Origin of the sequence: Aminobacter sp. UC22_36, assembly GCF_044056035.1 — a bacterium.
Lineage (GTDB): Bacteria > Pseudomonadota > Alphaproteobacteria > Rhizobiales > Rhizobiaceae > Aminobacter.
On the sequence record NZ_CP171995.1, the window covers coordinates 373287 to 399529 of the forward strand.

26 protein-coding genes are annotated in these 26243 nt (G+C 61.8%); 13 read left to right on the forward strand and 13 right to left on the reverse strand.

Annotated elements, in window-relative coordinates; translation table 11 throughout:
• Positions 1-30: 30 nt before the first annotated feature.
• The 8 genes from ACHMW7_RS01755 to ACHMW7_RS01790 form a co-directional block, all read right to left on the reverse strand.
• A complete protein-coding gene (locus ACHMW7_RS01755) occupies positions 31-723 on the reverse strand; it encodes an ABC transporter ATP-binding protein (protein WP_395446171.1) in 693 nt (230 codons plus the stop codon).
• Complete coding sequence (locus ACHMW7_RS01760) at positions 716-1444, reverse strand: ATP-binding cassette domain-containing protein (RefSeq protein WP_395446172.1); 729 nt, start codon at positions 1442-1444, stop codon at positions 716-718. The genes ACHMW7_RS01755 and ACHMW7_RS01760 overlap by 8 nt, the downstream gene beginning before the upstream one ends.
• A complete protein-coding gene (locus tag ACHMW7_RS01765) occupies positions 1441-2472 on the reverse strand; it encodes a branched-chain amino acid ABC transporter permease (protein ID WP_395446173.1) in 1032 nt (343 codons plus the stop codon). The genes ACHMW7_RS01760 and ACHMW7_RS01765 overlap by 4 nt, the downstream gene beginning before the upstream one ends.
• Positions 2469-3335, reverse strand: a complete 867-nt coding sequence (locus ACHMW7_RS01770; protein ID WP_395446174.1) for a branched-chain amino acid ABC transporter permease — start codon at positions 3333-3335, stop codon at positions 2469-2471. Before ACHMW7_RS01770 ends, ACHMW7_RS01765 begins: the two co-directional genes overlap by 4 nt.
• Positions 3336-3409: 74 nt before the next feature.
• On the reverse strand, positions 3410-4657 hold the full coding sequence (locus ACHMW7_RS01775; protein WP_214390629.1) for a transporter substrate-binding protein: 1248 nt from the start codon (positions 4655-4657) through the stop codon (positions 3410-3412).
• Positions 4658-4738: 81 nt separating this feature from the next.
• Complete coding sequence (locus ACHMW7_RS01780) at positions 4739-5776, reverse strand: alpha/beta fold hydrolase (protein ID WP_395446175.1); 1038 nt, start codon at positions 5774-5776, stop codon at positions 4739-4741.
• Positions 5777-6088: 312 nt separating this feature from the next.
• Entirely contained in the window at positions 6089-6760 is a 672-nt protein-coding gene (locus ACHMW7_RS01785) for an ANTAR domain-containing response regulator (protein WP_395446176.1), read from the reverse strand.
• 37 nt (positions 6761-6797) lie between these two features.
• On the reverse strand, positions 6798-7907 hold the full coding sequence (locus ACHMW7_RS01790) for a transporter substrate-binding domain-containing protein (RefSeq protein ID WP_395446177.1): 1110 nt from the start codon (positions 7905-7907) through the stop codon (positions 6798-6800).
• Positions 7908-8561: 654 nt separating this feature from the next.
• On the opposite strand from ACHMW7_RS01790, the gene ACHMW7_RS01795 reads away from it, so the two are divergent.
• From ACHMW7_RS01795 to ACHMW7_RS01825, 7 genes are all read left to right on the forward strand, one after another.
• A complete protein-coding gene (locus ACHMW7_RS01795; protein ID WP_395446178.1) occupies positions 8562-9998 on the forward strand; it encodes an extracellular solute-binding protein in 1437 nt (478 codons plus the stop codon).
• Positions 9999-10076: 78 nt separating this feature from the next.
• Positions 10077-10997: a carbohydrate ABC transporter permease gene (locus ACHMW7_RS01800; protein ID WP_395446179.1), complete on the forward strand. Its 921-nt coding sequence runs from the start codon at positions 10077-10079 to the stop codon at positions 10995-10997.
• Positions 10998-11000: 3 nt separating this feature from the next.
• Positions 11001-11894 (forward strand): carbohydrate ABC transporter permease, encoded by an 894-nt coding sequence (locus ACHMW7_RS01805; protein WP_395446180.1) that lies wholly within the window; start codon positions 11001-11003, stop codon positions 11892-11894.
• Positions 11895-11952: 58 nt separating this feature from the next.
• Positions 11953-13029 (forward strand): sugar phosphate isomerase/epimerase family protein, encoded by a 1077-nt coding sequence (locus ACHMW7_RS01810; protein ID WP_395446181.1) that lies wholly within the window; start codon positions 11953-11955, stop codon positions 13027-13029.
• A complete protein-coding gene (locus tag ACHMW7_RS01815; RefSeq protein WP_395446182.1) occupies positions 13026-13958 on the forward strand; it encodes a sugar phosphate isomerase/epimerase family protein in 933 nt (310 codons plus the stop codon). Before ACHMW7_RS01810 ends, ACHMW7_RS01815 begins: the two co-directional genes overlap by 4 nt.
• A complete protein-coding gene (locus tag ACHMW7_RS01820) occupies positions 13955-15427 on the forward strand; it encodes an amidohydrolase family protein (protein WP_395446183.1) in 1473 nt (490 codons plus the stop codon). The genes ACHMW7_RS01815 and ACHMW7_RS01820 overlap by 4 nt, the downstream gene beginning before the upstream one ends.
• Before the next feature lie 71 nt (positions 15428-15498).
• The gene (locus ACHMW7_RS01825) at positions 15499-16599 is read left to right on the forward strand and encodes an ABC transporter ATP-binding protein (RefSeq protein ID WP_395446184.1); all 1101 of its coding nucleotides are present in this window, start codon (positions 15499-15501) and stop codon (positions 16597-16599) included.
• A gap of 126 nt (positions 16600-16725) precedes the next feature.
• Here ACHMW7_RS01825 and ACHMW7_RS01830 read toward each other — a convergent pair whose 3' ends face one another.
• Complete coding sequence (locus tag ACHMW7_RS01830; RefSeq protein ID WP_395446185.1) at positions 16726-17640, reverse strand: ABC transporter substrate-binding protein; 915 nt, start codon at positions 17638-17640, stop codon at positions 16726-16728.
• Positions 17641-17794: 154 nt separating this feature from the next.
• On the opposite strand from ACHMW7_RS01830, the gene ACHMW7_RS01835 reads away from it, so the two are divergent.
• The 6 genes from ACHMW7_RS01835 to ACHMW7_RS01860 all read left to right on the forward strand — a co-directional run bounded on the left by ACHMW7_RS01835 (position 17795) and on the right by ACHMW7_RS01860 (position 22040).
• Positions 17795-18598 (forward strand): substrate-binding periplasmic protein, encoded by an 804-nt coding sequence (locus ACHMW7_RS01835; RefSeq protein ID WP_395446186.1) that lies wholly within the window; start codon positions 17795-17797, stop codon positions 18596-18598.
• Between the two features lie 27 nt (positions 18599-18625).
• Positions 18626-19270 carry an ABC transporter permease subunit gene (locus ACHMW7_RS01840; RefSeq protein WP_395446187.1) on the forward strand — a complete coding sequence of 215 codons (645 nt, stop codon included), beginning with the start codon at positions 18626-18628 and terminating at the stop codon, positions 19268-19270.
• The gene (locus tag ACHMW7_RS01845) at positions 19267-19920 is read left to right on the forward strand and encodes an amino acid ABC transporter permease (protein ID WP_395446188.1); all 654 of its coding nucleotides are present in this window, start codon (positions 19267-19269) and stop codon (positions 19918-19920) included. The genes ACHMW7_RS01840 and ACHMW7_RS01845 overlap by 4 nt, the downstream gene beginning before the upstream one ends.
• Positions 19921-19985: 65 nt before the next feature.
• The gene (locus ACHMW7_RS01850) at positions 19986-20837 is read left to right on the forward strand and encodes a UTRA domain-containing protein (protein WP_395446189.1); all 852 of its coding nucleotides are present in this window, start codon (positions 19986-19988) and stop codon (positions 20835-20837) included.
• Positions 20838-20851: 14 nt separating this feature from the next.
• Positions 20852-21175, forward strand: a complete 324-nt coding sequence (locus tag ACHMW7_RS01855) for a hypothetical protein (RefSeq protein WP_395446190.1) — start codon at positions 20852-20854, stop codon at positions 21173-21175.
• On the forward strand, positions 21108-22040 hold the full coding sequence (locus tag ACHMW7_RS01860; protein ID WP_395446191.1) for a M24 family metallopeptidase: 933 nt from the start codon (positions 21108-21110) through the stop codon (positions 22038-22040). Before ACHMW7_RS01855 ends, ACHMW7_RS01860 begins: the two co-directional genes overlap by 68 nt.
• On the opposite strand, the gene ACHMW7_RS01865 is transcribed toward ACHMW7_RS01860, so the two are convergent.
• The 4 genes from ACHMW7_RS01865 to ACHMW7_RS01880 are packed head-to-tail and all read right to left on the reverse strand — an operon-like array spanning position 22027 to position 26242.
• The gene (locus ACHMW7_RS01865; RefSeq protein ID WP_395446192.1) at positions 22027-23271 is read right to left on the reverse strand and encodes an aminotransferase class V-fold PLP-dependent enzyme; all 1245 of its coding nucleotides are present in this window, start codon (positions 23269-23271) and stop codon (positions 22027-22029) included. The genes ACHMW7_RS01860 and ACHMW7_RS01865 overlap by 14 nt on opposite strands.
• A gap of 53 nt (positions 23272-23324) precedes the next feature.
• On the reverse strand, positions 23325-24356 hold the full coding sequence (locus ACHMW7_RS01870) for an ABC transporter ATP-binding protein (protein ID WP_395446193.1): 1032 nt from the start codon (positions 24354-24356) through the stop codon (positions 23325-23327).
• Positions 24343-25353: an ABC transporter ATP-binding protein gene (locus ACHMW7_RS01875; RefSeq protein WP_395446194.1), complete on the reverse strand. Its 1011-nt coding sequence runs from the start codon at positions 25351-25353 to the stop codon at positions 24343-24345. The genes ACHMW7_RS01870 and ACHMW7_RS01875 overlap by 14 nt, the downstream gene beginning before the upstream one ends.
• Before the next feature lie 4 nt (positions 25354-25357).
• On the reverse strand, positions 25358-26242 hold the full coding sequence (locus ACHMW7_RS01880; RefSeq protein ID WP_395446195.1) for an ABC transporter permease: 885 nt from the start codon (positions 26240-26242) through the stop codon (positions 25358-25360).
• Position 26243: the final 1 nt, after the last annotated feature.

Here is a 26243-nt window from a genome sequence, read left to right on the forward strand (position 1 = left end):
GCGAACTCGTGGCGCAGCGGGCCTCCCAAGTCAGATCCCCAGATGCGCGTCGACAATTTCCCTGTCGTAGAGCTGATCCGGCGAAATCTCGGCAACGAACGCGCCCTTCTGGATGATCAGCACTCGGTCGGCCAATTGGCGGATGAAGCGGATATCCTGCTCGACCAGGATAATGCCGAGGCCCAAAGTGACCTTCAGTTCGCCGAGCTTTTCAGCAATCAGATCGACGATCGAGGGCTGGATGCCTTCGGTCGGCTCGTCGAGCAGCACCAGCTTCGGGCGTCCGGCCAGGCAACGGGCCAGTGCCAATATCTGCTGCTGTCCACCTGACAGCCCGCGGCCGGGCCGGTCGAGCAGATCCTTCAGCACCGGGAAATGCCCGAGCATCTCAGCTATGGCGCTTTCGCCACCGCGCATGATCTCCCCCATCTTCAGGTTCTCCATGACCGAAAGCAGAGGGAAGATGTCACGGCCTTGCGGCACGTAGCCGATACCGGCACGGGCGCGCTCGGACGCGCTGGCAAAGGTGATGTCGCGGCCATCGAACTCGACGCGCCCTTGCGTCGTCTTGATCTGGCCGACAAGCGTTCGCAGCAGCGTCGTCTTGCCCATGCCGTTATGGCCGAGGATGCCAACGACCTCGCCCGGTTTCATCGCAAAATTGATGCCGTGCAGGATCGGGATCCGGCCGTAGCCGGAGTGTAGATTCTTGACCTCAATCATCTTCGGATTTCCCCAGATAGACTTCGCGGACCAATTCGTTGCCCTGGACCTTTTCCATCGTGTCCTCGATCAGCACCCGCCCCTGATGGAAGACGGTCACCGTTTGTGCGATCTGCTTGATGAACTGCATGTCGTGCTCAACCACGACGATGGCGGCCGTCTTGTTGACCTCGCGGATGAGTTCAGCGGTCTTGTTGGTTTCATCCGCCGTCATTCCGGCCGCCGGCTCGTCGAGCAAGATGAGCTTGGGCTCGAGCGCCACCACCATGGCAAGCTCGACCCATTGGCGCTGGCCGTGGGCAAGCTCGCCAACCAGCCTGCCCGTCAGGGAAGTCAGCCCCAGCCGCTCCATGACGTCCTTGCCCTTGGCAGCGGCGCGGGCCTTGCCATGTCGCGACCTAGCCGCAACCGAGATGTTTTCGGCAACCGTCAGGTTGTTGAAGACATCGGGCACCTGGTTCTTGATGCCGATGCCCAACCGGCTGACCTGATGCGGATGGGCCCGTGTGATGTCGATGCCGTCGAACAAGATCTGGCCGGTCGTCGGCTTGAGCTGTGCCGTCAGCATCTTGAAGAAGGTGCTCTTTCCAGCCCCGTTGGGACCGATCAGGCAACGCAGTTCACGCTGCTTGAGGCTGAAGTCGACGCTTGCGATGGCAACGACACCGCCGAAGCGTTTTTCAAGGCCTCGGGTCTCGAGGATGCAATCGGTCGAGGTCATGGCACCCTCCTCTGCTCGACCAGCGGCGCGACGTAGGGTCGAAATTTCAGTCGCCGGAGAGCATCACCGATGGTCGGCACCACGCCCTTGGGGACCAGCAGGACAAAGCCGATCAGGATCGTGCCCAGCACCAGGTTGGCATTGAGAAGCTGCTGGGCGCCGAGCTTCGTTGCGATCCACTGGATGGCGAAGCAGCCAACGATGGGACCAAGCAGCGTGCCGGTGCCGCCGACGATCACCCAGATGATCACCTGTGCCGACTGCGCCAGCCCGAAGACATCGGGGCTGATGAACATGCCCCAATTGGCAAACAGGCAGCCTGCGAGGCCGGCGATGGCGCCGCCAATGGTAAAGGTCGCAAGCTTGTAGAAACGCGCGTCGTAACCAAGCAGTTCGGCGCGGCGTTCGTTTTCGCGGATGGCAACGACGACCTGGCCGAAACGGCTCTTCAACATCAGCCGCAAGCCGACATAGACCGCCAGCAAGGTGAGACCCGCGGCGTAGAACAGGCCGTCAAAGGACAAGACGAGCTCGGGCCGGCCTGGAAAATTCAGCGGCGGAACCGCAGGGATGCCGTTGTACCCGCCGAGCGGTGCGGTGCCGATGACATATTGGGAACCTGAGGTCGCGCCCATCACCTTGTAGAGGATCAATGTCACCGTCAGCGTGATGACACCGAAATAGACGTCGGTGATGCGCGCATAAAACAAGAAGTAGCCGAGCAGTGCCGCAAACAGGCCCGGAACGATGACTGAAAGCAGCAGTGGAATGGTGCTGTCGCCGAAATTGATGACGGCGATGGCGTAGGCATAGGCGCCGATACCGAAGAAGGCCGACTGGCCAAAGCACAAGATGCCGCCATAACCCCAGATCAGCCCGAGGCTGAGCGCCAGGATCGCCATGATCACATAAGACGTCAGCTCGATCATCGTGACGGGATCGAACAGCTGCGGCAGCGCCACAAGCAGGCCCAGCCCCAACACGGTGGCGGCAATCAGTCCGCCGTTGCCTTGCAAACTCGCGGTCATGCCGCCCTCCTGAAGAAACGCCCGGTGATGCCTTGCGGCATGAACCGCAGCAGCACGACGGCGGCCGCCAAAAGCGCAACCTCGCCGATAACCGGGGTAGAGAGATATGTGATGATCTGGTCGATCGCCCCGAACAGCACCGAGGCCGAAACTGTGCCCGCAAGGATCGCCGGCCCGCCGCCGATGACGGTGATGAATGCCTTCGCGACATAGGCAGCTCCGATCGTCGGCACGATGCCGGTGATCGGCGCCATGACGCCGCCGGCAAGGCCCGCAAGACCCGCGCCGACGCCGAATGTGACGGCATAGACACGCGATGGATTGACGCCCAGTGCGGCGGCCATGTCGGCATTCTGCATCGTGCTGCGTGCGATCAGCCCGTAGCGCGTGAAGCGGAAGACAGCCCAGATCGCGGCAAACACAACAATCGCGATGACGATGATGATCAGCGAGTAAGCAGCGATGCGATAGTCGCCGATCTGCAGCGAGCCGGCCGGTGCCGATATGCCCTCGGTGGTATTGCCGAAAATGGTGGTGGCCAGACCGACAAGCAGAAGGCTCAGCCCCCAGGTTGCCAGCATGGTGTCGCGCGGCCGGCCATAAAGGAAGCGGATGATCGTCCGTTCGATGACCACACCGATCACCCCCACCACGAGCGGGCTGACAAGCAGCGTGGCGATCCAGATGTTGATCCCGGCCTTGGTGGCGACAATCGCCGCGTAGCCGCCAAGCATCAGGAACTCGCCATGGGCGAGGTTGATCACCCTCATCATGCCGAAGATGATCGCAAGTCCGACGCTGATCAGTGCCAGGCTTGCAACGGCTTTGAGAGCCTCAAAGGAAAGTACTACGAGCAGGTCCATTTCAGGCCTCCTGGATCGCTGCGGGGTCGTTCGCTCCAACGCGACCGAACGACCCGCAGGCTTTTTTGGGTCGCTCAGACCTTGATGACGTACATCGAGTTGTCGTCAGGGTTCTTCTTGAGATCGCAGACGCCCGAGGTGTCGAGCGGCTGCTGCTGCGAAAAGCTCTCCAGGATGTTGATCTTGCGGTCCTGGATCTGGCCGATATTGATGTCCATGACGCAGTGATGCGTCTGCGGGTCGATCGAGAACTTGCCGCTGGGCAGGTCGAGGCTGATGCCGGACTCGAGCGCCTCGATCACCGGCATGCGCTCGGCGGTGCCCGCCCTCTTGACCCCTTCCGCCCACAGATAGACGGACTGGTAGGTCGCCATCGCCAGCTCGGTCACATAGGGATAGTCGGCACCGAAGCGTTTGTGGAAACGTTCCAGGAAGGCCTTGTTGGCCGGCGTTTCGAGCGCCTCGAAATAGTTGAAACACAACAGGATACCGTTGGTTTCCTCGGGCGAGAGCACCATCTGCTCGCCACCGATGGTCATCGTCGTCGACGCCATCGGGATCTGCTTGTTCATGCCGGCGGCGGCCCACTGGCGGTAGAATGATTGATGCGCGCCGCCGACCAGGACGAGATAGAGGAAGTCCGGCTTGGCCTCCTGGATCTTCTGGATCGTCGATCCGAAGTTGGTCACGTCGAGCGGGAAGAAATCCTCGCCGACGATCTGCCCGCCGTTTTCAGTGCAGTATTTGCGCGTCCATGCGGCGGTGATCTGGCCGTAATTGTAGTCGGCAGCCAGCGTGTAGATCTTCTTGCCCCATTTGTTCATGGCATAGGGCACGTGCTTGGATTGTTTCTGGGCCGGCGTGATGCCGGTACAGAAGATGTTGCGGTCGCAGACACCGCCTTCATATTGGGTGTTGTAGAAATAAAGCGTGTTGAGCCGCCGAAGTACCGGCCGCATCACCTCGCGGGAGGCTGACGTGATGCCTCCAAACACGGCAGACACCTTGTCCTTCAAAGCTGCCTGCTGGGAATACTGCGGATAGAGCCGCATGTCGGTCTGGGTGTCATAGGTGATCAGGCTGATCTGCTTGCCCAGCAACCCGCCTGCCTGATTGATCTCTTCGACGGCGAAGGTGATGGCGTCCTGCATCGGCTTTCCGGCCGCATCGAGACCGCCGGAAAGATCGAGCAGGCTGGCGATCTTGATCGTGTCTTCTTGCGCGAAAGCGCGGCCACCGGCGCCGATCAGGCCCAGGCTTGCCGCAGCAGTTGCTGTCGTCTTCAGGAATGACCGGCGATTGACGCTTGAATTTATTATCATTTGCGTTCCCCTTTGCTTTGAGGCCTATCCGTCGGATAGGCCCGGTCCAAGTTCATGTTCGGAAAGGAAAGACGTTGCGGCTCAGCTCGCCAGCAACTCCCGCCAGGCTTCGTCCAGGAACTTCACATCCGCCTGCCTGAGGCCGGAGCCGCCGGCAAAGTGCCCGTGGCTCGAGCGGAACGGACGAAGTTCCGCGTTCGGCATATGCTCAACCTCGAACGCGCTGTCTTCCGGGGGGAAATAGAGGTCGCAGTCGCCCGGCATGACGATCGCTTTGGCCTTGATGGCACCGAGCGCCTTGCGGAAATCGCCGTTATAGAGCTCGTTGTCGCTGATGTCGCCGGACTGCCAGGTGCGGATCATGGCGACCATGTTGTTGGCGTCGCGCAGGTTGAACCACTGCTCCCAATAGCCGACGATGAAGTCCTCGACCGAGGCGTAGCCGAGCTCGAGATATTCCTCCTTGCGGAAGAATTCCTGCGAGAAGCCCCAGCCGGCATAGACGCGCCCCATGGCGCGCAGGCCCTTGAAGGGCTGGTCGTCATACCAGCCGTCCTTGAAGGCATCGTCTGCCGTCAGTGCCGCCTTCACGCCCTCCAGCATGACGTGGTTGTGCTTTGCCGTCTTCGCTGAGCCGGCAGTCGGGCAGATTGTCTCGACCATGTCGGGATAGAGCGCTGCCCAATGGAACGTCTGCGCGGCGGCCATCGACCAACCGGTGACCATCTTGATCTTGGTGATGCCGAACTTCTCGGTCAGCAGGCGATGCTGTGCTTTGATATTGTCGTAGTAGGTGACATGCGGAAAGCGCGCCTTATTGTATGGCGCGGGCGTGTTGCTCGGCGAGGACGACAGGCCGTTGCCGAAGACGTTGGGGATAACGATGAAATACTTGCTCGGGTCGAGCGCGCCGCCTTCACGGATGACCCACTGATTGTCGTAGTGGGTCGAGGCCATGTAGGTCAGCAGGACAATGACATTGCTCTTGTCGGCGTTCAGCCGGCCAAACGTCTTGTATGCCAGCTTTGCGTCGGGAAGGGTCATGCCTTTTTGGAGCTTCAGATCTCCAAGCTCGAAGATTTCATAGTCAACTTCTTTGTCTATCTTCCACTGCGCCATAGCTACCTCCTGCATTTGGCAATAGTTCAGGGTTCAGCCGCCCCGCTCAGGCCGGCCGTTGCGATAGTTCCGATCAGGCAACAAGTATTCTTTCCGACCCGCCAGGGTCAGTTGCTTCCTACCTCAAACCTCCTGGCGTATTTCTCCGGGCGCGATCCGCAGGCGGTAGAAAAACGCAAAAACCCCGCGCACTCAGAAACCTGAGTTTGCGCGAGGTCAATCTTGATCCTCTATGAAACGCAGCGCTTTTGCTGCGGAGATTGGCTCACTTGGAGCCACCGGAGACCCACAGGCCTCACGAACACTTGGATGTTAGTCCATCAATCCGTAGGCGTCAACCAGGGCAGCGGAGATTGCCGCAACCGACATCTGCTTGGTCATGGCTTGCCGTCGCAGGTAGTCGTATGCCTCGTTGGCGCGCAGTTTGCGCTGGGTCATCAAGATGAGCTTGGCCTGCTCGATCTGGCGCGAGGCATGCAATGTTTCCTCGAGCTTCGCCACCTTGTTCAGCAACCGCCGCTCATAGCTGAATATATTGCGCGCCAGGGCAAGATTGGAGAGTATCGCCGCTGGCTGGCACGGCTTGACCAACACCGCCTGGGCGTTGGAAAGCCTGAGCACGTCGACTGGCACGCCTTTGTCCCCATCTACCACTGCAATGACGGGTACCGGCGGCGCCCCGGAAAGCCACGGGGCGGCGGCAAGCACGTCGGCATCGATAGCCACCAGTGCGAAGTCGAACCCGATGGGCGGCAACGTTGGTGCTGGCCAAGCCATCTCGACGCGGCATCCGACCCGCCTGATCTCACGCAGCACGGCTTCTCCCTCGCTGTCACGCGGATGGACGAGCAGCACTGTTGACTGGCGCAATTCGGCCTGCACACCTCCCGATCCGCGGGTCGCCCTCGGTTGTGCGCCGCTGGCTCGCTGAGAACCATCGGCGGCTGCACCATGCGAGCCTTTGGAAACAATCGGGCCGCTCATGACCGATCCTCGCGTACTGCCGGCAAATTGATCACCCTTACGTCACGAGAAATGGGTCTGGCCTAAGCGCGACCATCGATTCACGCAGAATGTCGAACCGGCCGCGGTCGTCAGCTTTGCCAATCCGCGTCCAAAGCTCGGCGTGGCTGTTTTTGTAGTCGATGCCGATCCGGCCCTGAGGGGCCGCCATCTCGCGGCCGAGCACCGCCGGACGCAAGGTGTCGGTATCCATGCTGTTCGTCTCGGCGAGAGCCTGGGCGAAGAGATGAACCTGAAAATATGCAGCCTCAGCGCACATGTTGGTCGACTCATCGTCGCCGAAACGCTGCTTGAAGAGACGGACGAAGCGGTCGTTCTCGTCATTCTCCACACTCTCGAAATAGGTCGCTGCGGTGATATGCCCGGCGCCGACGTCCCGCCCCATGAGGCGCAGTTCCGCCTCGCAGGTGTTCAGGCTGCCGATAGGCATGTTGTCCGGGCTGAATCCTGCGTCGGCATAGGCCTGGTAAAAGTGGGAGATCGCTTGGCCAACGATGGTCGAAAAGATGACGTCCGGCTTGTTGTCGCGAAGCTCGCGGATGATCGGACGGAAATCGTTCGGGCTTGCACCGAAACTCAAATACTCCTCGCCGACAATCGTGCCGCCCTGGCCACAGACGAGATCGCGCACGATCCGGTTGGTTCGCCGGGGATAACAATAGTCGGTGCCCAGCAGGTAAAACCGGTTGCCGTGGGTCGCGAGCAGGTAGTTGATCAGCTCGATGGTGTTCTGGTTGGGCGATGACCCGGTGTAGATGATGTTGGGCGAGAATTCGAAGCCCTCGTAACGCGTCGGGTACCACAGCAATGCGTTGACCCGCTCCACCAGCGGCAGCACGGCCTTGCGGCTTGTCGAGGTGTAGCAGCCGAAGATCGTTGTGACGCGATCCTCGATCAACAGCTTCCGCGCATAATGGGAATAGAGTTCGGTGCTGGATGTGGGATCATAGATGATCGGCACGATCTCGCGACCATTGATGCCCCCCGCCGCGTTGATTTCGGCGATACCCAGCATCGTGCCTTTGAGCTGCGTCTCCTCTATCGCTCCGGTGTCTCCGGATTGCGAGAAGAGGACGCCGACGCGCCAGGGCTCGCCCGTCGAGCCCATGCTCAACCGCCGTCCATGCCAAGATGAAATGCGAACATCGTATCCTCCGCTTTCCATGCCCCTCGTCGACCGGTTTCCGGCCATGGCCCGGCGCAACTTATGATGCTGCTGCCGAAAGCCACCCCTACGAGGAATTAGTTATTCCTAACATACAAGCATGGCGAGACCAATCGAAAATGGGTTCAGCTTCGCCGCGCCAACCGCCGGCGGAACGACCGACATCGCAGCCCAAACGCCAGGCGGCGCGTTTACGATCATTTGCGACAACACATGCCCACCTTCGCTCATTTCCGTCATCATTGTGTACAATAATGTATCACAACCTACTTGTATGTGTATCCAATAAGTGCAAATCTTGGTTGGCAGAAATGGAGCACGGCTTACCTGAGGCCATGAAGCCCTTGGGGCAAGTCTCAAGGATCGGCCTCCCAGGCCGAATCGGTGAATAGCATATGCGTCCGCTCGTACACGGCCGTCACTGAGTATTGTTTCTGCTGTTGTATCCAATCTTCCAACATCCCGATACGGGATGGAGAGGAGACCAGGATGCGGCGACGTTGGGAGTGAGGAGCGGTTTCTTTGCCGGCCTGGGCGTTTGTCCGGGGTGCCGGAGGCTACCGTATTGCGTCAATCAAGCAGGCATGAGGAGGAACCATGGCCGCGCAAGATGATCTGAAAATGCAGGGCGGGATTTCGCGTCGCGCTATCCTGGCAGGAATGGCAGGGGCAGCGCTGACCGGGGCGATCGGCTCCAGGGGGCTCATCGGCAGCGCCCGCGCCCAGGGCAGCTACAAGCTCGACCTTGGCGGTTATGCCGGCCCCGAATTGTCCGGCGAGCCGGTGACCTTGCGCTTCATGCGCCAGGACTTCACCCCTGACGTCAACGCGCTTCTCGAAGCTGCCTATGCCGAGTTCAAGGCGGCATACCCCAACATTTCGATCGTCGAGGAAAAGGTGCCTTACGGCGACCTGCAAAAGAAGCTGCTGGTCTACATCGCATCGGGCGACGCCCCCGACATCATGATGGGCCGCACCGATTTCACCGACGCCTACCACGCCGGCAGCGTTGCCCTGCCGGTCCAGGACTATCTCAGCGCCGACTATATCAACGACATCCCGGCCAATCTGCGCGCCGCGGCATCCTCGGGCGGCAACCTCTATTCGGTGCCCTGGGAAACCAGCGTGATGATGCTCTACTTCAATCGCGACCTGTTCGAGAAGGTCAAGATGCAGACGCCGCCCGAAGTCACCGGCCTCGACGGCGGCTGGAGCGACGAAGAGCTCGTCGCCAATCTGGTCGAGATGAATGCCAAGCTCAAGGAATCCGGCGACAGCCAGTCCTGGGCGCTTGCAGCAGCCGGCCAGGGCAACGGCGGACCCGGAGCCAATTACAGCCAGCTCGAAAGCATCTGGATCCGTTCCCAGGGCGACCCGAACGCCGCCAAGGACTCCGCCGCCTACATGACGTTGATGGGCATCAGCGAGGATGGCCTTACCGTCTCCGGCCATATCGACACGCCTGAGGCGATCAAGGGCATGCGCTTCTATCAGAGCTTGTTCGCCAAGGGCCTGACGCCGCTCGGTCCCGTGCCAAACCAGTATCCGGGCGGGCTCGCCGCGACCTATTTCGGCGGTCTCAACTTCACCAACCGCTTCCGCGTGCCCGGCAAGGAGCCGCCGTTCAAATGGGGCGTGTCGCTGCCGCCAAAGGGCAACATCGTCTTCAACGGCAATGGCTCGGATGCCCCGCTCGTCTGGTCCAAGTCGCAGCACCCGGCGGAAGCCGTCGCGCTGCTGTCGTATCTCTGCAATGACAAGAACCGACTTGCCTTCCACAAGACCTGGGGCTCGATGCCGTCGCGCACCTCTCTGCGCGAGCAGATGAGCGTGTTCGCCACCGAGCAGCCGTTCAAGATGGCCCAGGCCCTGTCCGACGCCTCCTACAGCGTGCCGCGCAGCCCGGGCTACTTCGACTACTTCAACGCCATGAACCCGGCGGTGAAGGACATCGCGCTCGGCGCTGATCCGGCAAAGGTCCTGCCTGACACGGCCGCCAAGATCGACCGCCTGCTGGCCAAGTACCGGCGCTAACCGGAAGGCCATCACATCTGACGCGACGGCCCGACGGGCCGTCGCACGATGTCGCCTGAGCAAGCGGAGGAGAATTCCATGCGACCGACGACGGCACCTGCGCGCGGACGAAAGCGCCAGTGGACCGGCCAGAACAGCAACACGATCCTTGGTCCGGTGATGATCCTGCCGGCGGTCGTGGCGCTCGCCATGTTCCAATATCTTCCACTGATCACCGCTGTCTTGAACAGCCTGCAATCGTTCAGCCCGTTCGACCAGTCATCGACCGGCTGGGTCGGCTTCGGCAATTATGTCGACATCTTCGCCGATCCGGCCTTCCGCTACGCTTTGCTCAACACCTTTCTCTACATCGTGCTGATGCTGGCGATGACCATCCCCCTGGCGTTGCTGCTCGCAGTGCTGCTCGACCGGCGCCTGCCCGGAACGACCTGGGCCCGCAACGCGGTGATCGGTGCGCTCGCCGCCTCCGAGGCCGTGACAGCGCTCATCTGGAACCAGATGTACGAGCCCAGCAGCGGCCTGTTCAACGCCATCCTCCACGCTGTCAGCCTGCCAACGCAGCCTTTCCTTACCGGCGGCAGCCAGGCGCTGGTGTCGATCGTCGTCATGACCGTCTGGAAAGATGTCGGCCTGCCATTGTTGATCTTCCTCGCCGGCCTCCAGGCCATTCCGCGCGAGCTGCACGAGGCGGCACAGCTCGACGGCGCCAACGACTGGCAGATTTTCCGCAAGATCACGCTGCCGCAGCTGCGGCCCAGTATCGTCGTGGCGCTGTTCATGGTGACGATCACCGCCACCCGCATGTTCACCCCAATCCTGATCATGACCCAGGGCGGACCTCAGGGGGCAACGACCAACCTGGCGCTCTACTCCTACCTCCAGGGCTTTGAGTTCCAGTCGCAGGGTACGGCATCCGCAAGTGTCGTCTGCATGCTCGTTGTTCTTGCCATCGTCACGCTCGCGCAAAGCTACCTGTTGCGCGGACAGCAGGAGAAATAGGCCATGACCATATCCTCCCTGACCCTGCAGGCGGAAAATGGCGTTGACCGCACCGCGCGCCGTGCTGCCTTCCTGCGCCATGGCGCCAGCATCCTGCTGCTTGCCGTGGTCGGCGCGGTGTTCGCCTTTCCGATCCTCTGGGCGGCCATGTCGTCGCTCAAGTCAACCGATGACATCATCACCGGGACCTACCCGCTGTCGTGGTCGTCCTTCGTGCCGTTGAAGGCGACGCTCGAAAACTATGTCTATCTCTTCAGCGAGCTGAATTTTCAACGCAACCTGCTCAACACGCTGATCGCCGCCTGCGGCCAGGTCAGCGTCGCGGTGATCACCTCGTCGCTTGCCGGCTACGCCTTCGCTCGTCTCAACTTTCCATTCCGCGATGTCGTGTTCGGGCTGCTTTTGCTGACGGCATTCGTGCCGGTCGAAGCCATCATCGTCCCGCTCTACCGGATCATGCACTGGCTCGGCCTTGTCTCCACCTACCCGGCGCTGTTCCTGCCGTTTGCCTGCAATCCCTTCGGCATCTTCCTGATGCGCCAGGCTTTCCGCGATATCCCTGTTGAAATGGAGGAAGCCGCCCGGCTCGATGGCGCAAGCCCGTTGCGTATCTTCTTTTCCATCGCCCTGCCCAACGTGCGCCCCACTTTGGCAACGCTGGTGCTGATCCAGTTCATCTGGTCGTGGAACGCCTATCTCTGGCCGCTTGTCATCATGCAGGACCCCAACAAGCAGATCGCCCAGGTGGCCATCGCCAACCTCAAGTCGATCCCCAACTCGCCGATGGATGGCCCGCTGTTTGCAGCGGCAACCGCCGTGACGATCCCACTCGTCATCCTGTCGATCGTGCTGCAGCGCTACTACGTCCGCGGTCTCGTTACATCAGGCATGAAATAACCCGGCGCCGCGCTGGCACCGACCGCATCCAACGAACCTGAAATAGGAAAATCCGGAAATGAGGATTGGCATCGACGGCCGCAAGATCCCTGAAGCAGCAAAACGCGGCCCCATCGGCAGTCTCGATCACGGCAAGAGCCTCGGCATGGCCGGCCTGTTCTACCGCACCGTGCTCGACATGAGCCCGACGCTTGATCTCGGCGAACTTCGCGCCATCCGTGGCCGCGCCGACGAGCTTGGCATGTATGTCGAGACCGGCCTCGGCAAGGTCAATCCTTACGCCAGCCCGGAAGCACCAGAACTCCGCCTGATGGGTGATGGCGACATCGTTCTGGGTTTCCGCCGGATGATGGAAGCCTGCGTTGCGATCGGCTGCACCGAGCTATGGATCGCCACGGCCAACTACAAGCCGGTCTACAGCGCCCGCTTTGCCTATGACCGCTTCCGTACCGATGTGACCTGGCCGGAGCAGCTCGAAGCGACGAAGACCTTCCTGCTCAAGCTCGCGCCGATCGCTCGCGACCTCGGCGTGCACATGAACATGGAAACGCATGAGGAGATCACCACTTTCGAGCTGCTGCGGCTGATCGAGGCCGTGGGCGAGGACGTCATGGGCGTCGTGCTCGACACGCTCAACCCGATGCAGCGCGCCGAACATCCCGTCTTCGCCGCCCGACGTGTCGCGCCCTATGTCAGGCAGACGCACATCAAGGATGCCTATCTCGCCCATGTCCCCGGCGGCGTCACCATCCAGTCGCGCGCCTGCGGCGACGGTGTTGTCGATTTCCGCGAAATCCTGAAAGTACTCGCCGCGCACAACCCGACGCTGAACCTGTCACTCGAGTGCGCCGGCCCGCGCGAGGCAAATTTCGTGCCGCGCCACACCTTGCTCGAGGTCTTCGATCGCGACTGGCTGGCGAACCATCCGGACCTGAGCATCGAGGAATATGCCGCCTTCCTCGAACTCGTACAGGCCTATGGCGGCCGTATCGCTTCGGGCGACGTGCCGAGTTGGGATGCCTACGTCGCCGCACCCTTCGACTACGACGAGTCTGTCGCCACCATCAAGAAGAGCACGGCCCATCTGCGCGCCGTCTGTACCGAGCTGCAGCTTCCGCTCGAGGCAGAAGCATGATCGGCATCGTCAAGAGTTCATTGCCTGATGGCCGGGGCCTGGGCGCGCACGAAGCCTTGCGAGCCGCCGCGCAGAAAGGCCTCAAGGGCGTGCTGTTCAACTCGCTGTTCGACTTGAGCCCCACGCTTGATCCGGCGGAACTGCGCGCGGTGCGTGTCGAGGCTGACCGACTTGGCCTCTATATCTCCTCGATGCTGGGCGTGCTCAACCCTGCCTTGCCTTTCCGTGGCGAGCCCGTCGCCACGGCAGGCGGCGGCGATCTCGAGACGGGCGTCAAACGCCTGGTCCGGCTCGCCGCCGACATCGGCATCCATGACATGTTCTTTGTCATCGGCATGATCGAAGAGCGTTTCCATGAAACCGTGAGCTGGAGCGACCAGCGCCAGGCGCTTGCGGCCATGCTGTTGCGCTGCGCACCCGTGCTGCGTGAATGCAAATCGAAACTGCTGCTGAAGACCCACGAGGAGATCACCACTTCGGAGGCCGTCTCGCTGGTGAGGACAGTCGGCCCCGACCTGCTCGGTATCGCCTTCGATCCAGTCAATGTCGTGTGCCGTCTCGAGGATCCGATCGAGGCTGCACATCGTGTAGCGCCCTACGTCGCGCAGGTTCATGTCGACGACGCCATCGTCCGGTTCCAGGATGGCGGCATCCGCCGATACCTGGCGCCTATCGGCGAAGGCGTTCTCGACTGGAAAACGATCCTGGCGCTGATGCCCGACGCCCGGGTGTGGATCGAGATGCACAGCGGCCAGTTCGCCATGCCGGTCTTCGATCCGGCGTGGCTTAGCGCCCAGCCCGATATCGCTCTTGGCGAATACGCTTCAGTCCTTGCCATGGCGGCAAAGTTCGGACGGCGCGATGTGCCCTGGAACCAGGACACGCCGATCGAACGCCTGCCGAATGCCCTCAGGAGAATCCAGCCATGACCGACCTTCTACTCCTCCACGGTACCGTCATCACCGTCGACCGCGAGCGCCGCATCATCGAGGACGGAGCGGTTGCCATTTCAGGTGACCACATCGTCGAGGTCGGCACCTCGGCCGACCTCGAACCAAAACACGTCGGCAAGAAGGTGATCGACTGCAGGGGCAAACTAATCATTCCAGGGCTCGTCGACGCCCACGGCCATGCCGGTCATTCGCTGATCAAGACCATCGGCGCCGACAGCCCGTCGGTGTGGATGCGCATCGTCACCCCGACCTACTTCCACTACACCACGCGCGACTTCTGGTACGCCGACGGCCTGGTGTCGGGCCTCGAACGCCTGCGTGCCGGTGTGACCACCGGCGCCAGCATCATTGCCTCGATGCCACGCAGCGACGATCCGGTATTCGGCATCAACCATGCCCGCGCCTATTCGGAAGTCGGCATCCGCGAGATTCTCTGCGTCGGCCCGGCCGGGCTGCCCTGGCCGCATCCGGTCACGCGCTGGGAGACCGGCAAGCCGGAGCGCCGGAACATCAGCTTCGAAGAGATGATCGAAGGTGCAGAAGCGGTGATCGAAGCCTGCCATGGCAGCGCCGATGGCCGCATCAAGGTCTACCTGACCCCGTTCACCATCGTGCCTTCGGTCGACCCGTCCAACCCGACGACACCCGACAAGGCGACCAGGCTCACCGCCGACGACCGCATGCAGGCGCGCCGTGTCCGCGAGACCGCCCGCAAATGGGGTGTGCGCATCCATTCCGACGCCTTCGCCGGCCATGTCCGCATGGCCTTCCAGGACAAGGAAAACGCCCTGCTCGGCCCCGATGTGCACCTGCAGCATTGCATCGGCCTGTCGCATGAGGAGGTCGATATCCTTGCCGAGACCGGCACCCATATGACCCATTCGCCAGGTGGCCGCGCTCCGATCCTCGACATGATCTCCAAGGGCGTGAATGTCGCCATCACCTCGGATGGAACCGCGCCGCGCCGCCCCTTCGACATGTTCCAGATGGCGCGCATGGCGCAGTTCGGCCAGCAGTTCCTGCATGCCGACCAATACCTGCTGCCGCCCGGCAAGCTGCTCGAAATGATCACCGTGGACGCCGCCAGGGCGCTCGGGCTCGAACATGAGATCGGCTCCCTCGAGGCCGGCAAGAAGGCCGACGTCACCATTATCGACATGCGCCAGCCGCACCTGACGCCCAACTGGATGTTCGTGCACCGCCTGATGTACCAGGCCGTCGGATCGGACGTGGAAACCGTCATCGTCGACGGCAAGGTCCTGATGCAGGATCGCCAGGTGCTGACCACCGATATGCGCGACGCACTCGATTTCGGCGAGCGCGAGGCCCGCGCCCTGGTCGAACGCGCCGGCCTGCAAGGCCATATGCGCGACCCGGGCTGGGGCAAGCTCAGCCGCACCTTCGACGAGCCGATCGATCTGCCGCTGCCGCCGCCAATCGACTGACGCAGCGATCAGCGCCAACCTGTGGTGCTGATCGAACCCACCAACGCCGCATCCTGAGGGAGAGACAGAAGATGGCCCAGATCGATATCCGCGACGTTCGCAAATCCTATGGCACGACTGCCGTCCTGCACGGCGTGTCGATCGACATTCCTGACGGCGAGTTTGTCATTCTCGTCGGTCCCTCAGGCTGCGGAAAATCAACGCTGCTGCGCATGATCGCCGGCCTTGAGACCGTCACCGACGGCGACATCCAGATCGGCAACCGCCTCGTCAACCACGTCGCACCAAAGGACCGCGACGTCGCCATGGTGTTCCAGTCCTATGCGCTCTATCCGCATATGACGGTCTACGACAACATGGCCTTTTCGCTGCAGCTCGCCCGCATTCCCAAGGCTGAAATCGACGCGCGCATTCGCAACGCCGCCGAGATGCTCAGCCTGACGCCGCTGCTCCAGCGTTACCCACGCCAGCTCTCCGGCGGCCAGCGGCAGCGCGTCGCCATGGGGCGCGCCATCGTGCGCAACCCGCAGGTCTTCCTGTTCGACGAACCGCTGTCCAACCTCGACGCCAAATTGCGCGTCCAGATGCGCACCGAAATCAAGGCCCTGCATCAGCGGCTGAAGACGACTACCGTCTACGTCACCCACGACCAGATCGAGGCGATGACGATGGCCGACAGGATCGTGGTGATGCATGACGGGATCGTCGAACAGATCGGTACCCCGCTCGACCTCTACGACCGCCCGGTCAACCTGTTCGTCGCTGGCTTCATCGGCTCGCCTGCAATGAATTTTCTTAGCGGCCGCATCGCTGCAGATGGCAGCAAGACCTTTGTTACCGATGACGGCTTCAGGCTTCCGCTCAAGAACATCCCGACTGACGGCGCCGGTCGATCGGCGGTCTATGGCATCCGCCCCGAGCACCTCGTACTCGGCGGCGCCAATGCCGTCCCGCTCACGGTAGAGGTGATCGAACCGACCGGCTCGGAAACCCAGGTATTCGCCAAACTCGGCGAAAACAACATTGTCGGCGTATTCCGCGAGCGCATCGACGTGCGCCCGGGACAGACAATTTCGGTGGTCCCCGATCTGGACCACGTCCACCTTTTCGACGCCGACACCGGCGCGCGCCTCATTGCGCGCAAAGACGTGCTGGAGGCGTGCCCAAGCTGACGACATCAAGATGGAAATCGGCCAACAGCGAACATGCGATCTCGTCGCTGGTCACGACCATGAGACCGACGCAATCGGCCAGCCGTTAGCCAGGCGGCACGATGGCTGCCTGGCCTGTCGCTTTGCCTAGTTTCGGCATACCGCAGCCGGCAGCCCTTCGGCCGGCCGACGTGCATCCGCACCAACCGAAAAAGCCGCGCATTCGAGCGTATCGGCCATCTTGGCACCGTTGAGGTCGAACTCCATCGGCCGCGCCCCATCAGGGAAGACCTGGTGCTCGAGGATCCAGCTCAGCTGGTTGCGAACGATTTCGGGGTCCATGTCAGGCGAACGCCTGACCACTGCATCGACGCCGAGCTGTGGGTTCGCCAGGCAATCGTGCCAGGCCTTGCGGGCGATCGCCTGCAGCTTGCCGGCCAGGCCCGGCTCCTTGTCCAGCACCGAGTTGAGCGCTACCAGCGCGCCCGAGTAGGTGTCGAGCCCGTTGTCGGCGAAGTAGAGGAATTCGAGGGCGCTGGTGTCGTGGCCGCGCATCTGCATGGCAAACTTCAGCGTCGCATCGAAACAGGTCGCGGCAAGCACCGAACGTGACGCCACCAGCCGGTCGCGTTCCTCCGGCTGGACGCCGAGATAGCTATAGCTGTCGGGTGCAAAGCCGTTGCGCTTGAGCAGCAGCGGCAGCAGGCGCGCCGACGTGTCGCCGTTCGGCCCGCACAAAGTGCTGCCGGGAATGTCGGCGAGCGTCAGGCGCTTGCCCTGGGAGAGATAACCGAGGCAGCAGGGCGTGTGCTCATAGATCGGCACGAGGCAGGAGATCTCGGTCTCGCCGGTGCGCAGGGCGCGCTCGAAAACCGAGGATACATCACCGTATCCGATGTCAGCTTCACCGCCCACCAAAGCGCGTGTCACCAGCGACGAGCTGAAACCCTCGACGAAGGTGCAAGACAGGCCATGATCGCCGAAATAGCCGGCGTCGACGGCATGCAGGAACGGCGAATTCTGCCCCTGAAACAGGTGGTTGAGCTTGAAACGCAGTTCCATTTCACAAAACCTCGAACTTTCGGAACGGCCGTTCTTGAGAAACAGATTCTCCAGAATCTATTGTATCCAAATTGGCCGCCGTCCTTGGTGGCTTTAGCGGTTTGTGATATAACCCAAACATTCTGTTTTCAAGCAGCCCATCAAAGGAGTGATCATGGGAATTGCGCGGACAGCCCTGCTGGCCCTCATTGCGGTTTTCGGCGTGAGTGCAGCAAGTGCGCAGGACTACAAGGCCGCCCTCGTTACCGCCGACACCATCACGGTCGGCACGTCGGGCTCGGCGCCGCCTTTCAGCATGACCAATGCCGCGGGCGAGCTTGAAGGCTTCGACATCGACGTCGTCAATCTTGTCGCCAAGCAGTTCGGCCTCACCGCGAAGTTCGAAAAGCTCGACTTCGCCGGGCTTTTGCCAGGCCTCACGGCAGGCCGCTTCGACCTCATCGCTTCGGGCGTGACCCGCACGCCGGAGCGTCTGGCTTCGCAGGACTTCTTCCTGCTGTCGCCCTACATCGTCAACGGCGCGGCCATCACGCGTCGCGAGGCCGACACCGGCATCACGGGCTGGAAGGATGTTTGCGGCAAGGTCATGGGTGCCGTGCGCGGCGGTTCCTTCCAGAAGGTCGCCAAGGAAAAGCTGCCGGCTGACTGCGTCACCGAGAGCCGCGAATATCCCGGTTCGACGGAGCTGTTCCTCGACCTTGAGAACCGTCGCATCGATTTTGCTGCGCACGACTTTCTCGGGCCGAAATATCTCGCCAAGTCGGGCAAGCTGACGGGAGCTGTGACGCTCGACGACCTGCTTGCCACCATCACCCAGAGCGTGGCCGTCAACAACAAGAACAAGCCGCTGGCCGAAGCCATCGACGCCCTGTTCGAGACATGGCGCAAGGACGGCACGCTGCAGGGCCTAGCCGACAAGTGGTTCGGCGCTTCGATTGACTGGTCGAAGGCTCAGTAGCGGGCTTTCCGCGCGGGGCGGCGGAACATGGAAATCGCACTTGCGTGGCTGCCGCGACTGTTGGTTGCGGCGGCTTTGACTATTGCGCTGTCGGCGGTTGTCTTCACGCTGTCGGCAATCTTCGGGCTGCTTCTGTCACTCGTCCACTACGGCCGCGAAAAGTCCTGGCTCAGGAACGGCATCGAGGCATTCAGCGCCTTCTTCCGCTCGGTGCCGGAACTTGTCGTGCTGTTCCTGTTTTTCTTCGGCGGGCCGCAAATCGGCATCGATTTCGGCCCTATCGGCTCGACCATCATCGCCTTCACCCTGGTTGGCATCGCCTTCGACTACCAGGTGTTCAAGGGCGCTCTGGCAACGATCCCCTTCGGCCAGTATGAGGCCGGCAAGGCGCTCGGCCTGCCAGCACAGGTCGTGTTCCGGCGCGTCCTCATCCCGCAGGTCCTGCCGCTGGCACGCAAGGGCTGGATCACCTACGCCATCGGCACGGTCAAGCGCATGTCGATCGCCTCGGCGGTGTCGGTCAGCGAAATCCTCTATGTCACCAAGCAGGGCATCGCCGCCACCAACGCGCCTTTCACCTTCCTGACGCTGGCAGTCGGGCTCTATATCCTGATCGTCACGCCGTTGCTCGTTTTCAACGAGCGCAAGCCGAAGCAGGCGGTGGCACGATGAGTATCCTGCTCGACCCCGGCTACCAGCGCATGCTGCTCAACGGGCTTGGCATGACGCTGCTGATTTCTGTGGTCGTCATTGTCGTGTCGAACCTCCTGGCGCTGCCGCTCGCCATCTACATGCAGCGGCCCAATGGCGCCTTCCGACGGCTGATCATCGCCTACAGCTTCTTTGCCCGGGCGGCACCGGTGCTGGCACTGCTGTTTGCGCTCTATTACGGCCTGCCCCGGCTCGGTATTTATCTCGAACCGATACCCTCCGCGCTGATCGGCCTGATCTTCGCCTCAACCGCCTACAATCTCGAATTCCTGCGCTCCGGCCTCGAAAGCGTGCCTGCAGGCCAGCTCGATGCCGCCAAGGCGCTCGGCCTCCGACCGTTCGCAACCTACTGGAAGGTCATGATCCCGCAGGCCTACAGGCTGGCTGCACCGTCGCTGTTTTCCAACGCCATCCAGATGGTCAAGGGGAGTTCACTTGCCAGCCTGGTCGCCATCGACGAATTGACGGCCGCGTCGACCACGATCATCGCCGAGACCTACAAGGCAATCGAAGTGCTGCTGGTCGTTTCGGTTTTTTACCTCTTGATCGCTGCAGTGATCATCGGCCTGCAGTATCTCTATGAATCCCGCCAGCGTCTTTATCGACGCTAGGTACCATTCCTTGGCGACCATCCTCTTGAGCTGACCACACCGCGCTCGCGGCGATAGTGAAGCGCTTGGAAGCTTGCAGCAATCAACGTGCTGTCTTATGTGTAGACAATACAATCGCGTCGATTGAAAAACGTTTTCGAGGGGTTTGCGGGGCGTTGACAGACCAAGAAGCAAACACTGAATTGGCTGACACGATCGAGCTGGACGGCAATGGTCCGATCTACAGGCAGATCGAGCGCGCGGTTCGTGCCGAGATCATGAGCGGGCGCTGGCCCGCCGGCCACCGCATCCCCTCCGAGCACACGCTGCTGGAAAAATTCTCGACGACCCGGGCAACCGTCAGCAAGGCGCTGTCCAAGCTCACCGAAGCAGGGCTTTTGGAGCGTCGGCGCAAGCAGGGAACGCGCGTCGCCCAGACCACGGAATCGCATGCGGTGATCGGCTATCTCGATATCAGGCAAGATATCGAAGCCAAGGGCAGGACTTATGCCTACCGGGTTGTTGGCTCATCCGTCATCACAGCCGGCGCAGACACGCCTTTCTGGCCGGAGGTAGAGGCAGGCACGCCGCTGCTGCGCCTTCATGCGGTGCATAGCGGTTTCGGCAAGCCCGAAGTGCTGGAGGAACGGCTCATCAGTTTGCAGGCTGCCCCGGATGCGGTGGATGCGGATTTCGAGGCCGAAACGCCGAACATCTGGCTTCTCGCCAGGCTTCCCTGCACACGGCTTCGACACACCATCCGCGCCGAGATCGCAACGGCAGGACAGGCTACGCAACTCGGCATTGCGGCGAATGCGCCGCTGCTGGTGTCGCTTCGCCAGACATGGGCCGACGCCATGCCGGTCACCTGGGTAAAATTGATCTACCCAGCCGACCGCAACGAGTTTGTCGGCGAGTTCAACCCTCTTCAACCGTGAGCATAGCAGACCAAATGGACGGCGCGTCGGTGGACGTCAAAGAGTTGGCCGGCAGAAACCGGCAAGCCATCTTCAATCAGCTTGGCGACAGCAGCATCGTGCTGGTGGCGACCCAGCCCCACCATGTCTTTTACTGCAGCGGCTACAAGAGCATGGGCTTCGACACCAGCTGGCTGCTCAAGATGGCGGTGGTCTTCGTTGCGGACGACTGGATTTCTCGTCGGACCCAAAGCCGACCTCTGGTCGGCCGCCGAGGCCGTCGGCAAGGATTTGCGATATTTTTGCTATGGCAACTTCTTCTTCGACGACCAGGAGCTACGCGAACGCAAAGCCACTGATGTCGTCGAGTTCGCTGCATTCGACGAAGCGCTGTCCGCTGCCATCGCCCAGCTGGCCGGTGGCAGGCGCAAGCTCGGCATCGACAACGTGCTTGGCGGCCCTCCGAAGTTCGTTTCGGCACAAGGGCTGCAACTGATCGACACCCACACGACCGCGGCATTTTTCCGCGACGCCCGCGCGGTCAAGAACCCGCTTGAGATAAGCCTTCTACGCAGCGCCTCGGCACTGACCGAAGTCGCTCTCGGCCACGCACTGCGCGACGCCAAGGCGGGCATGACGGAATGCGAGCTTGCCGCCAGAATATCCTCCGAGATGATCGCGCAAAGCGGCTTGCCAGGCTTCGTGGTCGTGACGTCGGGAGAACGCAGCGCGCTTGCCGATTCCTATCCGACCCGGCGGCGGATCGCCGCCGGCGACATCGTCCGCATCGATGTCGGCGCCACTTTCGGCGGCTACTGGTCCGACACCGCGCGAACCGCCTTTGTCGGCGAGCCGGGCAAGGATGTGCTTTCGGCTTTTGCGGCGACCTCGATGGGCCACCGCAAGGCCTCTGCCATGGTCGCGCCAGGGGTGACCACCGATGCGCTGTTTGATGAGGCCGTGACAGCCGTCCGCCAGGCCGGGCTGCCACAATACCAGCGTCACCATGTCGGGCATGGTCTCGGCATCGAGAGCCATGAATACCCGACAATCGCAGCCTCAAATCCCGTCGCGCTGCGGGAAGGCATGGTGGTCAATATCGAGGCACCCTACTACCGCCCCGGCTGGGGCGGCATGATGAGCGAGGACACCTTCCTGGTGACCGCCACCGGCGCGGAGGCGCTCACCAGTCTCGAACGCGAATTGCTGGTCATCCCTGCGTAGGATTCGACCCTAGCCTGCCAAGAACGAGGTGGGTCGCTTCGACGAAGCGATCGATCTCTTCAAGGCTGTTCGACAGGCCAGGCGAGACATGGATGCCCTTCAGCGAAGGGTCTTCATCCATTGCAAACGACAGCACGTTGATCTTGAATTCGTCGAGCAGCGCCTTGGCGAACTGCGCGTGATCGATGCCGTCGAGTACGAATGCGCCAAAGCCGGTGCCCGGTTCGGCCTCGATGTCGGTCAGCATCGTGACCTTCTCATGCCTGCTCAGCGGAATCATCCAGCGATTGCGCATATAGCGCAGCCGCGCGGCCTTTTCTTGCTGACCGATCTGAAGGTTGAATGCCAACGCATCGGGAATTGATGCTGGCAACGCCTTGAACACCGACCCGACCTCCTCGAACTTCTCGATGGAGTTTGCCGGTTTGTTCGACCAGCTTGCCCACATCGGCCAAACGTCGGCTATCTTGTCGCGCCGGACATAAAGGAAGCCAGTGCCGCGCGGGCCGTACATCCATTTGTGAAGGCAGGTCGCGAACGCATCGCAGCCAAGTTCATCAAGGCGAAAGCAGATATGCCCGGCCGAATGGGCGCCATCGACGAAGCTGAATATTCCCTTGGCGCGCGCCAGTTCGGCCAGCGGCCTTACAGGCAGAACCTGGCCGGTGCGTACGACGACATGGGGAAATGTGATTAGCCGCGTCCGTTCGGTGATGGCGTTCGAAAAGGCTTCGACGAACTCATCATCACTGCCGCGACCGAAGGGCAGATCGACGAGCTTGAGCACGATGCCGTCGCGTTCGACACGCTGGCGCAAGATCGCAAGATTTGAATCGTAGCAGAATTTCGTCGCAATGACTTCGTCGCCGGCTTTCAGCGTCACACCGTTCAAGACTGTGGCGATACCTTCCATGGCGTTGCGCGTCAGGGCGATTTCGTCGGCGCCGCCGCCGAAATAGTCGGCCAGCATCTGCCTGATCGTCAGCGAGGAGCCGCTTTCCTTGAGGTCGCGAAACGGCTCGTATTCATCGAGCTCGTAAGACAGCGACAGGTCGACGAGCGACTTGACCCGGTCACGCACTTCGAGCGGCGACGAGCCGCGCCGGGTGTTGACCAACTGGGTGTGGGTGTACATCGGCTCCATGGTCTTGCGCACCGCGCCCCAGAACTCTTCGTTGTCGGGCGCATTCTTCAGCGAGCTCGCATGAGCTGTGCCACTGTTCAAAAACATCCTAGATGCCTCCGTCGTTCGGACTGAATCTGTGTCGGTGTTGTTGCCAGCACTTAGGCTGACAATTGCTGTGGCAGGCGTTGCGGCTCGGGCCGACGCACGACCTCGGTCGTCCTGATCTGATCGGCGATGATGCATGCCGCACCATGGCCAGGACCAACCCACACCGTCGGTGGCTCGGCTGCAGCGCATGCCTCCATCGCGCTTGGGCAGCGAGTTCGAAACCGGCAGCCGGATGGCGGATTGGTCGGGCTCGGAATGTCCCCCAGCAGTGCCGGAACCTCGCGCGTTGCCTCGATGCGCGGATCGGCACTGGGGATCGAGGCAAGCAGCGCACGGGTATAGGGATGGGTCGGTCTTTCGTAGACATCGAGCGAGGTCCCCTGCTCGACGATCTTTCCGAGATACATCACATAGACCCGCGACGCGGCCTGGCGGACGAGCGCCAGGTCATGAGCGATGAAAAGGCAGGCGACGCCAAGATCCTTCTGCAGGCTCAGGAACAGGTTCATAACCTGCGAGCGGATCGACAGGTCGAGCGCGCTGACCGGTTCGTCGCAGATCAGCACGCGTGGCTCCACTGCAAGCGAGCGGGCGATTGCAACGCGCTGGCGTTGACCGCCGGACAGTTCGCGTGGATAGCGTTCCGCCACCGTGTCGGGCAGTCCGACCTGATCGAGCAACTCGTGAACCCGCCGGCGCTGCCGGGCCCTGTCGTGAACCCCGATGATCACCAGCGCTTCGGTTATCGCCTCGCCGATCGTTTGCCGATCGTTGAGCGATGCATAAGGATCCTGAAACACATACTGGACCGCTCGTCGGGTCTCGCGCAGCTGGCGCCCGCCAAGGCCGCTCAGATCGACATCGTCGAGCAGGATGCGGCCGCTTTGCGGACGTTCGAGCCCGACGATCGAGCGCCCCAGCGTCGACTTTCCGCAACCGGATTCGCCGACAAGACCAACGATTTCGCCAGGACGGAGTTCGATGCTGACGCCATCGACCGCCTTGATCCATTTGCCGCGTTCGACGCTCTTGAACCGCGTCACCAGGTTTTCGACGCGCAGGACTGATTTAGTGCTGGACATACGCGCCCTCGTTGATCTGTTTGTTGATGATCGGGCAAGCTGCTGCGACCAGCGGTTGGACCGTCGACACCAGCGCCGGGCGCCTGACGTGACAGCTTTCGATTGCCGCATGGCAACGGGGCGCAAAGGCGCATCCCCGGATCGGCGCGCCCAGGATCGGCGGCGCGCCAGGCAGTCCGCGAAACAACGAGCCGGGCGCATCGTCGGCTCGCGGAATGGCATCGATCAGGCCCATCGTGTAGGGATGGCGCGGTTCGACCAGAACATCGCCAACGGGCCCGTATTCGGCGACCCGGCCGGCATACATGACGGCGACACGCGAAGCGATGCCGGCGACCACGCCCATATCATGGGTGATCAGCACGATGGCCATGTTCAGCCGCTTCTGCAGGTCCTTCAGCAAGGCGATGATCTGCGCCTGCACGGTGACGTCGAGGGCGGTGGTCGGCTCGTCGGCGATCAACAGCTTCGGCTCGGCGGCAACGGCAATGGCGATCATCACGCGCTGGCGAAGGCCACCGGAAAGCTCGTGGGGGTATTGCTTCAGCCGCGCATCAGGGTCCGACATCCGCACCAGCTTGAGCAGGTCGAGTGCCCTGCTTTCAGCCTGGCTCGAACTCAAGCCCATATGCAGTTCGGTCACCTCGGCGATCTGTCTGCCGATGGTGCGAGCGGGGTTCAATGCGCTCATCGGATCCTGGAAGATCGTGCCGATCGAACCGCCGCGCAGCTTTCGCAAGGCAGGTTCGGCGATGCCGACCAGCTCGATGTCGTTGAACAGGATCGAACCACTCATGTCGACGTTGACGCCCGTCGGCATCAGGCCGAGCGGAGCAAAGTTCAACACCGTCTTGCCGCTGCCGCTCTCGCCGACGATGGCGAGTGTTTCGCCAGCGGCGACAGAGTAGCTGACGCCGTCGACCGGCCGGATGACCGAGCGCTGGGTGAACAGATCAACGGAGAGATCCGAAACCCTCAGAATATCCATCGAAGCCATCCGGTTATGCCTTCTTCCATGCAGCTGCCGTGATCCGCCTCTGGCGAAGGGTCTTGCGTGAAAGCGGGGTGGGTACCCGGTTCAGCGCAATGGACTCGCCGAGCAGATTGAAGCCGATCACGGCCAAGGTGAGCGCCAGTCCTGGGAGGATGACCTGACGCGGCGAAGACTCGAGATAGGGGAGTGCATCGACGAGCATCTGGCCCCATTCCGGCGTTGGCGGCTGGATGCCCAGCCCAAGGAAGCTCAGTGTTGCGATCGCCAGGGCGACAGCTCCCGCATCCGCTGTCGCATAGACCAGCACGGCACCCAGCGTTGCGGGCAGCAAGTGATGGAAATAGATCCGGGCAGGACTCGCGCCGAGCACCCGCAGGGACTCGATATGCGGCCTGTTCATGACGTTGACCGCAACCGCCCGGCTGATGCGCGCGCTGCCCGGCCACCAGGCGAGTGCCAAAGCAAGGATCATGTTCCAGTAGCCAGTGCCGAAGATGCCGATGACGGCGAGCGCCACGATAAGGCTGGGCATCGCCAGCCCGACATCGACGATGCGCATCAGGCCTTCTTCGACCCAGCCGCGACGATAGCCCGCGACAGTGCCGATGGTGACGCCAACCGAAAGTGCCAGCACCAGAACCAGGGTCATGCCGACAACGGAAGTTCGCGCCGACAGGATCAGGCGGCTGAGTGTGTCGCGGCCGACATGGTCGGTACCCAGCCAGTGAGCCAAGGATGGGCCCATATGAGCCTGGAGCAGGTTCTGGGCATTCGGATCATGTGGCGTCAGCCAGGGCGCAAAGACGCCGAGAAAGAGAAAGGTGCCGACCGCCCAGAGTGCCAGCCTGGGTAGGCTTGAGGTGTAGGACAGGAATTCGCGAAGAAATTTCATG